Source organism: Myxococcus hansupus, from assembly GCF_000280925.3.
In the GTDB taxonomy this organism is placed as follows: Bacteria; Myxococcota; Myxococcia; order Myxococcales; family Myxococcaceae; genus Myxococcus; species Myxococcus hansupus.
Genome location: NZ_CP012109.1, coordinates 2827423 through 2838096 on the forward strand (window position 1 = coordinate 2827423; position 10674 = coordinate 2838096).

Here is a 10674-nt window from a genome sequence, read left to right on the forward strand (position 1 = left end):
GGCAGGGACATCATGAGCCAGAGCACCGAGTACCAGGGAGATGCGAGCCTCGCCGTGGCCATCGTGGGCATGGCCGTGCGCGTGCCGGGCGCGGAGGACGTGGAGGCCTTCTGGCGGAACCTGCGCGAAGGCATCGAGTCCATCCGCCACTTCACGGACGATGAGCTGCGGGCGCTCGGTGTGTCGCCGGAGGCGTTGGCCCATCCCCAGTTCGTCCGCTCGGCCCCGGTGCTGGAGCGGCCGGGCCGGTTCGATGCGTCCTTCTTCGGTTATTCGCCGAGGGAGGCCGAGGTGCTCGACCCCCAGCACCGCGTCTTCCTGGAGTGTGCCTGGACGGCGCTGGAGCACGCGGGTTACGCCCCGGGCCGCATCCCGGGCGCGACCGCCGTCTTCGCGGGCTCCAGCCTGAGCAGCTACCTGCTGTTCAACCTGCTGTCGCGCGCCGAGTTCCAGCAGGCCGAGGACACGTTCCCGGCCATGGTGGCCAACGACAAGGACTTCCTGGCCACCCGGGTGGCCTATCACCTGGACTTGAAGGGCCCCGCGCTCACCGTGCAGACGGGGTGCTCCACGTCGCTGGTGGCCACCCATCTGGCCTGCCAGTCGCTGCTCGGCTACCAGAGTGACATCGCGCTCGCGGGCGGCGTGTCCGTGCACATGCCGCAGCGCACGGGCTACGTGCACCAGGAGGGCGGCATCACCTCTCCGGACGGGCACTGCCGCGCCTTCGACGCGAAGGGGCAGGGCACGCTGTTCGGCAGCGGTGCCGGCGTCGTCGTCCTCAAGCGGTTGGAGGACGCGCTGGCGGATGGTGACACCATCCACGCCGTCATCCGCGGCTCGGCCATCAACAACGATGGCTCCGCGAAGGTGGGCTTCGTCGCCCCGAGCGTGGAAGGCCAGACGGAGGTCATCTCCCGCGCGCAGGCCATGGCCGAGGTGGCGCCGGAATCCATCGCCTACGTGGAGACCCATGGCACCGCCACGCAGCTTGGCGACCCGGTGGAGGTCGAAGCGCTGACCCAGGCCTTCCGTGCGGGCACGGAGGCGAAGGGCTTCTGCGGCCTTGGTTCGGTGAAGACGAACGTGGGCCATCTGGACGCGGCCGCCGGTGTCACGGGGCTCATCAAGACCACGCTGGCGCTGGAGCACCGGGAGCTGCCGCCCAGCCTGTTCTTCGAGTCACCCAATCCACGCATCGACTTCGCGAACAGCCCCTTCTACGTCAACGCCGCGTTGAAGCCGTGGGCCGCCGGCGACGCACCTCGGCGCGCGGGCGTGAGCTCATTTGGCATTGGCGGCACCAACGCCCACGTCATCCTGGAGGAGGCTCCGGCCACCGCGCCGGGCGGCGAGGCGCGACCCTGGCAGGTGCTGGCGCTGTCCGCGAAGACGCCCACCGCGTTGGAGGCGAGGACGGCCTCGTTGCTGGCCCACCTCAAGGCCCATCCCGAGCAGGCACTGGCGGACGTGGCCTGGACGCTCCAGATGGGGCGCAAGCCGCTGGAGCACCGGCGCGTGGTGGTGTGCCAGGACCGCGATGACGCGCTCCAGGTGTTGGAGTCGCGCGACCCGCAGCGCACCTTCTCGTTGTCGCCAGGGGCCACGCGGCCCTCGGTCGTCTTCATGTTCCCCGGCGGCGGCGCGCAGTACGCGGACATGGGGCGTGGGCTGTACGCCTCCGAGCCCGTGTATCGCGAGGCGGTGGACCGCTGCTGCGAGCTGCTGCGCCCCAAGCTGGGCTTCGACCTGCGGACGATTCTCCACCCCGACGCGGCGAACCTGGCCGCGGTGCAGCAGCGCATCAAGAAGACGTCGGTGGCGCTGCCCTCGCTGTTCACGGTGGAGTACGCCACCGCGCGCCTCTGGGAGTCCTGGGGCGTGAAGCCCGAGGCGCTCATCGGCCACAGCCTGGGCGAGTACGCCGCGGCGTGCCTGGCGGGTGTCTTCTCGCTGGAGGACGCGCTGTCGCTGGTGGTGAAGCGGGGGCAGCTCTTCGAGGAGCTCCCCGGGGGCGGCATGTTGAGCGTCCCGCTGCCCGAGGCGGAGGTCCTTCCGTTGCTGGGTGACCAGCTCTCCGTCGCGGCGGTGAACGGCGCCGCGCAGTGCGCGGTGGCCGGGACGGTGGAGGCCATCGAGGCGCTCGCCGCGGAGCTCACGCGCCGCGAGGTGGAGTTCCGGCACATCCAGATTGACGTGGCGGCGCACTCGCACCTGGTGGAGCCGCTGTTGGGGCGCTTCCAGGCCTTCGTGGCGGGCCTCACGCGCAACGCCCCGTCGCTGCCCTTCGTCTCCAATGTCACCGGCACCTGGATTACGCCCGAGGAGGCGGTGGACCCGGTGTATTGGACCCGGCACCTTCGCCAGACGGTGCGCTTCAGCGAAGGCGTCGCCGTGCTGCGCGAGCAGCCCGGCCGCGTGTTCCTGGAAGTGGGCCCGGGCCGGACACTCAGCACGCTGGTTCGCCTGCGCACGGCGGGGGCCGCGGCGCCCGTGGTGTTGTCCTCGGTTCGCCACCCCCAGGACCCGATGGCGGACGATGCCTTCCTGGCCATGTCGCTGGGCCGGCTCTGGACCGCGGGCGTCGAGGTGGACTGGTCCGCGGTGCACCATTCCGCGCGGCGCCTTCGCGTGCCGCTGCCCACCTACGCCTTCGAGGGCCAGGACTACTGGCTCGCGCCCGAGGCCGCTTCCACGCGTCAGCGCGGTGTGGCCCGCAAGGGCGCGGACCTCGCGGGGTGGTTCTACCTGTCGGCCTGGCGGGCAGCGCCGTTGCCGCTGACGCGTGCGGCCCCCGCGACGCTCAAGGGCTGGCTGCTCTTCGTGGACAGCGGTGGCGTGGGACAGGCCCTGGCCGAGCGGCTGCGGCAGCAGGGGCACGTGGTCACCACGGTGGAGGCGGGTGCGAGCTTCTCCCGGCTGGACACGCATCGCTATGTCGTGGACCCGCGCGTGCGGGAAGACCTCGGCGCCGTGTTGCGCGCGCTGAAGGAGTCTCCCCGCCCCGTGGAGCAGGTTGTTCACCTGTGGAGCCTGGATGCGGCGTCCAGCTTCGACGAAGCGCAGGAACTCGGCTTCTACAGCGTCCTGCGGTGCTTCCAGGCGCTCACCGAGGTGTCTCCGGACGCCGAGGTCGACCTGACCGTCGTGGGCCGTGAGGCGCTGGAGGTGGAGAGCGCCGACACCGTGGCCCCCGAGCGCGCCACGCTGCCGGCCTTGTGCAAGGTCATCCCGCAGGAGCAGCCGTCGTTGACGTGCCGCTACGTGGATGCTCGTGGTCCGGGCACCGTCGATGCGCTGCTGCGCGAGGTGACGTCGGGGTCCACGGACCCCGTGGTCGCGTGGCGCGGCCGGCATCGGCACGTGCAGCAGCACGAGTCCCTGCGGCTGGAGGCTGACTCCCTGACGGGGACGCCGCTGAAGCAGGGCGGTGCGTACCTCATCACGGGTGGTCTGGGCGGCGTGGGCTTGATGCTCGCGGACGCCCTGGCGCGGCGCTGCCAGGCGAAGCTGGTGCTGGTGGGGCGCGCGGGGCTGAAGGGCGACACGGGCGGTCGCCAGCGCGCGGTGCAGGCGCTGGAAGCGGCGGGGGCGCAGGTCCTGGTGCTGAGCGCCGACGTCGCGGACGAAGCGCGGATGCGCGAGGTGGTGGCGGAGGCGGAGCAGCGCTTCGGCCCCCTGTCGGGCGTCATTCATGCCGCGGGTCTCGCGGGCGACCGGGCCGTGGGCTTGCTCTCCGGGCTGGATGCGGCGTCCTGCGCGGCGCACTTCCGGGCGAAGGCGCATGGCACGCTGGTGCTGGAGCGGGTGCTCGCGGGCCGCACGCTGGACTTCGTGATGCTCCTGTCCTCCAACGCCGCGGTGCTGGGCGGCCTGGGCCTGGCGGCGTACGGCGCGGCCAACGCGTTCCTGGATGCCTTCGCGGCGTCTCGCTCGCGGGATGGGGCGCGCTGGCTGAGCACCAACTGGGACGGGTGGCCCGTGGCGGAGGAGGGCGCGGCGAAGGTGCGAACGAGCATCGACCAGTTCGCCATGTCCGCCGACGAAGCCGTGGAGGCCTTCCGCCGGGTGGTGGAGGCGCCGCTGAGTGGACAAGTGGTGGTGTCCACCGGTGGGCTGGACGCGCGGCTGGCGCAGTGGCTGCGGCGGGGCCGAGTGGTGGAGACGCCAGCGGCCGCGGGCGGCGCGCTGCATGCCCGGCCCGCGTTGGGCACGGACTATGTTCCGCCCGCCAACGACGCGGAGCGCACGCTCGCCCAGGTGTGGCAGGAGATGCTGGGCCTGGAGCAGCTCGGCGTGCACGACAACTTCTTCGACCTCGGGGGCAACTCGCTCTTGTGGCTGAAGATTGTCGGCCGGCTGAAGCGCGAGCTGGGCCGAGATGTACCGCTGACCTCCGTATTCGAGGCGCCCACCGTGGCCCTGTTGGCGAAGAAGCTGGCGCAGCCCGCGGGCGCGGCGGCCGAAGCCCCCGTCCTGGATGCGAGCCAAAGCCGCGGCGCTCAGCGCCGGGAGCGCCGCAGCCGGCGGGACTGAGACGACACCCAGACGAGGAGTAGTGCCGTGGAGACGCAAACGCCGCTGGAGCTGGACGACGCCGACATCGCCATCATTGGAATGGCGGGGCGTTTTCCAGGCGCACCCGACGTGGAGCGCTTCTGGGAGAACGTACGGGATGGAGTGGAGTCCATCCGCTTCCTCTCCGAGGAGGAGTGCCGCGCCGCCGGCGTGCCCGAGGCCCGGCTGAAGGACCCCGCCTATGTCCGGGCAGCGGCCATCCTGGAGGAGCCCGAGCAGTTCGACGCGGCCTTCTTCGACATCCCGCCGCGCGAGGCGGAGCTCACGGACCCCCAGCACCGCGTCTTCCTGGAGGTCTGCTGGGAAGCCCTGGAGCACGCGGGGTACGCGGCGCGCGAGTACCCGGGCGCGGTCTCCGTGTACGGCGGCGCCACGTTGAACACGTACCTGCTCATGAACCTGGCGCGCAATCCGCGCGTCATGGAGTCCGTCGAGCCGGTGCAGATCAACATCGGCAACGGCGGCGACTTCCTCACCACGCGCGTCTCGTACAAGCTCAACCTCAAGGGCGCCAGCCACACCGTCCAGAGCGCGTGCTCCACCTCGCTGGTGGCGGTCCACCAGGCCTGCCAGAGCCTGCTCAACGGCGAGTGTGACGCGGCGCTCGCCGGAGGCGTCTCCGTCAACGTCGGGATGTTCCAGGGCTACCGGTACGTGGAGGGGGGAATGACCTCTCCCGACGGCCACTGCCGACCCTTCGACGCGCGGGCCCAGGGCACGTTGTTCGGCAGCGGCGCGGGTGTGGTGGTCCTCAAGAAGCTCCGCAACGCGGTCCGGGATGGCGACACCGTCCACGCGGTCATCAAGGGCTCTGCCATCAACAACGATGGTGCGCTGAAGGCCGGCTACACCGCGCCCAGCGTCGAAGGCCAGTCGCAGGTCGTCGCGGAGGCCCTGGCCGCCGCCGGCCTGAACGCGGAGGACGTCTCGTACGTGGAGGCCCACGGCACCGCGACGCCGCTGGGAGACCCCATCGAGGTCCAGGCGCTGACGCAGGCGTTCCGCGCCACCACCGAGCGCCGCCGCTTCTGCGCGCTCGGTTCGGTGAAGGGGAACGTGGGCCACCTGGACGCGGCGGCGGGAATCACCGGCCTGCTCAAGACGGTGCAGGCGCTGCGCCACGGCCAGCTCCCGCCGACGCTCCACTTCGAGAGCCCCAACCCCGCCATCGACTTCGACAGCAGCCCCTTCTACGTCAACGCCGCCCTGAAGCCCTGGCCGTCGGATGGCGAGCCTCGGCGCGCGGGGGTGAGTTCGTTCGGCGTGGGTGGCACCAACGCCCATGTCGTCCTGGAGGAATCGCCCCGGCTGCCGTCCAGCGCGCAGCCTCGCAGGCCGTGGCAACTGCTGCCCCTGTCCGCCAAGACGCCTTCGGCGCTGGAGCAGGCCACGCGCGGACTCCTGGGGCACCTGGAGGCTTCGTCCACGGGGCAGCCGTTGGCCGACGTGGCGTGGACGCTTCAGGCGGGGCGGCAACGCTTCGCGCATCGCCGCGTCGTCCTGGCGCGTGACCTCGCCGAGGCAAAGGCCGCGTTGGCGCGAGCGGGTGATGCGCCCGGCGCCGAGGATGCCGTGAACCGGCCGGTGGCGTTCCTGTTCCCCGGCCAGGGCACGCAGCACGCCGACATGGCGCGTGAACTCTATGACGCGGAGCCGGTGTTTCGCGCGGAGGTGGACCGCTGCTGCGAGCTGCTGAAGCCCGCGCTGGGCATGGACCTGCGCTCGGTCCTGTACTCGCGGCCCGGCGAGGCGGAGAGCACGGCGCGGCAGCTCGCGCGGACCGAACTCACCCAGCCCGCCCTCTTCACCATCGAGTACTCGCTGGCGCGCCTGTGGATGTCGTGGGGCGTGAAGCCGGAGGCGATGCTGGGGCACAGCATTGGCGAGCTGGTGGCCGCGTGCCTCGCGGAGGTCTTCACGCTGGAGCACGCGCTCCAGGTGGTGGCGGCGCGCGGGAAGCTGATGCAGGGGCTGCCCACGGGCTCGATGCTCGCGGTGCCGCTGTCCGAGGACGAGGTGCAGCCCTACCTGGGGCCCGACGTGACGCTGGCCGCGCTCAACGCGCCCATGCAGTGCGTGCTCGCGGGAACGACCGAGGCCGTGGCGCGGGTCAAACAGTCGCTGGCGGACGCGGGCGTGAAGGGCACGCTGCTGGACACGTCGCATGCCTTCCATTCGCCGATGATGGACCCCATCCTCGACGCCTTCGCCGCTCGGGTGGCCACCGCGCCCCTGCGCCCGCCGAAGTTGCCGTTCGTGTCCAACGTCACCGGGACGTGGATTACCGCCGAGCAGGCCACGAGCCCTCGTTACTGGGCGGACCACCTGCGTGGCGCCGTTCGCTTCGCCGACGGCGTCCAGGCGCTGCTCGCGGACGACAAGCGCGTGTTGTTGGAGGTGGGCCCGGGGAAGGCGCTGGGCGGTCTGGCGAAGCGTCACCCGGCCTTCTCCCCGTCGCGGTATCTGCTGGCCTCGCTGCCGTCGGTCAAGGAGTCGCAGGCAGGTGAGGGGCAGGCGCCCCGTGCCTACGAGACGTTGGGGGCGTTGTGGCGCGCGGGTGTGCCGGTGGACTGGAAGGGTTTCCACGGCGAGGCCCGTCGCCGCGTTCCCTTGCCCACCCAGCCGTTCGAGCGCCGTCGCTTCTGGGTGGAGCCCGTGGACGTCGGGCAGCCCGCGGCGCCATCGGCGCAGCAGCCGGTGGGCGCACCCGCCGCGACGCCTGAGCGGGCCCCCGAGCCGGAGGCGCCGCGCACGTATCACCCGCGCCCGGAGCTGCGCACGCCGTATGTCGCGGCCAGCTCGGCACTGGAGCGTGCGCTCGTGACGCTCTGGCAGGACTCGCTGGGCGTGTCGCCCATTGGTGTCCAGGACAACTTCTTCGAGCTGGGCGGTGACTCGCTCGTCGCGGTGCAGATGAGCGACCGGCTCAAGACGCGTCTGGGCATGGAGGTGTCGGCCTCGAGTCTGTACGAAGGCGTGACGGTGCAGGCCCTCGCCGCGCTGCTTCAGCCGCCGGAGGCCGCTCCGAAGACCGCCGCCGCCGACAAGGACGCGGAATCGCTCCAGTCCCGCAGGAAGCAGTCGCTGGAGCAACAACGCTCGCGCCGCCGCGCGACGGACGATTCGGACCTGTAGGCCGCGTCAGCGCGAGAGGAACCCGGGAGATGGACACAGACTTGGCAGCCACCCGGCGCAACGGGGCCGTGGCGCGTGATGGCTGGGACGTGGTGATTGTCGGCACGGGGATGGGCGGCTCGACGCTGGGCCACGCCCTGGCCCGGCAGGGCCGCTCCGTCCTCTTCCTGGAGCGAGGGCCCGCTCGGGACCAGGCCGGGAGCATCCCGACCGCGCCAACCGCCGAGACGGCCCTGATGTCCGTGGAGGATCGCCGGATGCACTGGGGGCAGTGGCCGAACCCCCTCCGGCAGTTCCTGGACGACCAGGCGCCCAAGGACTTCCTGCACCCCCTGGGCGTAGGCGGTGGTGGCTCATCTTCACGCTTCGGCATGGTGATGGACCGGTTCTTCCCGGAGGACTTCTCGCCGCGAAAGAGCCACCCGTCCGCCACCGACTCCAGCCTCCCCGAGTCGTGGCCCTTCTCCTACGAGGAGCTGGCTCCGTACTACGCGCGCGCCGAGGCCCAGTTCCGCGTCCGCGGTTCAGGGGACCCGACGCGCCCCCAGGTGAACTTCAGCTTGCTCGAACCGCCACCCGTCGCGGGCAAGGAACAGGCGCTCCTGGAGGGCTTCCAGGCGTTGGGGCTCAACCCGTACCGCATCCACTATGCCTGCGAGCAGGTCCCGGGCTGCGACACGTGCGTGGGCGCGCTCTGTCCCAAGGAGTGCCGGAACGACGCGGGCCGCATCTGCCTGCGCCCGGCGCTTCGTGACTTCCAGGCGCGCATCCTGGATCACTGCGAGGTGTTGTCGCTGGAAGAGGAGGGCGGCGTGGTGCGGGCCGCCGTGTGCAGGCAGGGCCCTGGTGGTGAGCCCTTCAAGGTTCGCGGTCGCATGTTCGTGATGGCCGCAGGCGCCTTCATGACGCCCGTCATCCTCCAGCGCTCCGTCTCTCCGCGGTACCCCATGGGGCTGGCGAACAACCATGACCAGGTGGGGCGCCACCTGATGCTCCATTGTTCGGACCACTACCTGGTGAAGGCCCGCAAGGCGCCTGCCTCCATGGAGATGGCGCACGGGGTGTCGCTCAATGACTTCTACCAACGCGACGGCGAGAAGCTGGGCAACTTCCACGCGCACCCCTTTACCGTCGACAAGGAGAAGGTGCTGAGCTTCCTCAGCGGGAAGAAGCAGGCGCTGCCCTTCTGGTTGCGCATGCTGAGCCCGCTGTTCCCGCTGGTGGCGGACATCGGCTCGCGCATCTATCGCTCGCGCGTCGTCTTCGCCTCGGTGCTGGAAGACCTGCCGTATGCGGACAACCGCGTCACGGGCAGCAGCGCGGACGGCGTCGTCCAATATCACTACCGCGTCCGTGACGAGCTCCGGCGCCGTGTGGAGCGCTCCCGCAAGGCGTTCCTCTCCACCTTGAAGCCGAAGTTCCGGGTGAAGATCATCTCCAACCCGCGGGACGTCGTCCTCAACCTGGGCCACGTGTGCGGGACGTGCCGCGCGGGAAGCTCGCCGGAGAACAGCGTCGTCGACGCGAGCAACCGCGCCCACGACGTGGACAACCTCTACGTCGTGGACGCGTCCTTCTTCCCGTCGAGCGGTGGAATCAATCCGTCCCTCACCATCGCCGCCAACGCGCTGCGGGTGGCGGACATCATCCACGCCCGGTTGTAGTCAGCCCGCCTGCCTCGTCACGCGGTCCGCTCCAGCGCCAGCCGGATGGAGCGTTCGAGCGGGGAGTCCAGGCCGTCCGTCCGGCGGACCTGGAAGGCGCTGGAGGAGAGCAGCGGCGGCTGTGCCATGAACTTGGGCCGGGTGCCGCGGTGGGGCTGCGCGGCGTGCACCAGGAACGGGTGGCACAGGTACACGGTGCCTGCCTCGCCCGTGGCGAACGCGACCTCACGGTGGGCGGACACGTCCACCTTCCCAGCGACGTCCATGAACGACAGGCCGGCGTCCCCCTGGGGCTCCAGCAGCCGTGCGATGTCCTGGTGTGAGCCCACGCGGAGGCGGGTGGGGGCGTCATCCTCTCCCACGTCGGAGAAGAGGAAGAGCATCAGCAAGGCGCGTCCCCGCGAGGCCACGTTCATCCGCCAGGAGAAGAAGGAGCTCGGGTCGTCGCCGGGGAAGCTGGCATCGACGTGCCAGCCGTCGTCTCCCGGCGCATCCGGGCTGGGAAAGCGCACGGGGAAGCTTCCCAGGCTGCCTCGGGGGAGCCAGCGTCCCGGGCCGACCAACCGGTCGTAGGCGGCGCGCAGCCGAGGAGCGTTCGCCGCGAGCCGGAAGGGCTCCTGCGCGTACTCACCGAGCCGGATGACGGGTTTTTTCCACGTCGAGGGGTCATCCGGCGCGCATCCGGTGTCACGCCAGAGCAGGTCACGCCCCGCGTCCGCCAGGTCGCGGGAAAACGCCTGGGTTACACGAACAAATCCCTCTTCGACGAACTGTTCGACTTCCTGAGCTGTGAGTTCCAGGGGCGGCTCCTTGTCGCGGTTCGGGGCCGCGGACGAAATGGCCGTCGTGGGCCTGACAAAAACCCCGGCGGGTGAGGCGGCGGGGTGCCTGCCTCACGGGGGCGAGCCCGCACAAGGTACCTGGCCTGACGTCGCGCATCTGCCCCCGGGGGAGAGGCGGATGGTGAGCTCCACACACCTCCTGTTCTTTGCGTTTGCTGGTGGAATCCCGAGGGGTTCGGCCCTGAGGGACTCTGGGAACAAGCCGGTTTTTTTGTGTATGGGTTGTGCGGATTCCTCGAAATGGAGGGCTGGGGGGAATCCACGCGCATGTCTGTCTGGGTGTCACGGCAGCAGGGTCTTTCTTGCTTGATTGGGTTTGAAGACGTGTCCCAGGCCTTGCTTGGCTGGAATGTCTTTTGGCGTTGCGCAGAGAGAACCAGTGTCTGAGCAGATGATTCTCATGGAGCGGCACGGCTCCATGACGAACAGACTCCGTTCGAGGTCCGAGTGTCATT

The 10674-nt window shown here is 70.5% G+C and carries 4 protein-coding genes; 3 read left to right on the forward strand and 1 reads right to left on the reverse strand.

Annotated elements, in window-relative coordinates; genetic code table 11:
- Positions 1 to 12 precede the first annotated feature (12 nt).
- From A176_RS11420 to A176_RS11430, 3 genes are read left to right on the forward strand one after another with little or no spacing between them, the layout of a single operon-like run.
- Positions 13 to 4536, forward strand: coding sequence for a type I polyketide synthase (locus A176_RS11420; protein ID WP_002639513.1), 4524 nt, complete (start codon positions 13 to 15; stop codon positions 4534 to 4536).
- A 27-nt stretch (positions 4537 to 4563) separates the two neighbouring features.
- Positions 4564 to 7713, forward strand: coding sequence for a type I polyketide synthase (locus A176_RS11425; RefSeq protein ID WP_002639512.1), 3150 nt, complete (start codon positions 4564 to 4566; stop codon positions 7711 to 7713).
- A gap of 29 nt (positions 7714 to 7742) precedes the next feature.
- On the forward strand, positions 7743 to 9377 hold the full coding sequence (locus tag A176_RS11430) for a GMC oxidoreductase (RefSeq protein WP_002639511.1): 1635 nt from the start codon (positions 7743 to 7745) through the stop codon (positions 9375 to 9377).
- Between the two features lie 17 nt (positions 9378 to 9394).
- On the opposite strand, the gene A176_RS40995 is transcribed toward A176_RS11430, so the two are convergent.
- The gene (locus A176_RS40995; RefSeq protein WP_002639510.1) at positions 9395 to 9889 is read right to left on the reverse strand and encodes a phytanoyl-CoA dioxygenase family protein; all 495 of its coding nucleotides are present in this window, start codon (positions 9887 to 9889) and stop codon (positions 9395 to 9397) included.
- Between the last annotated feature and the right edge of the window lie 785 nt (positions 9890 to 10674).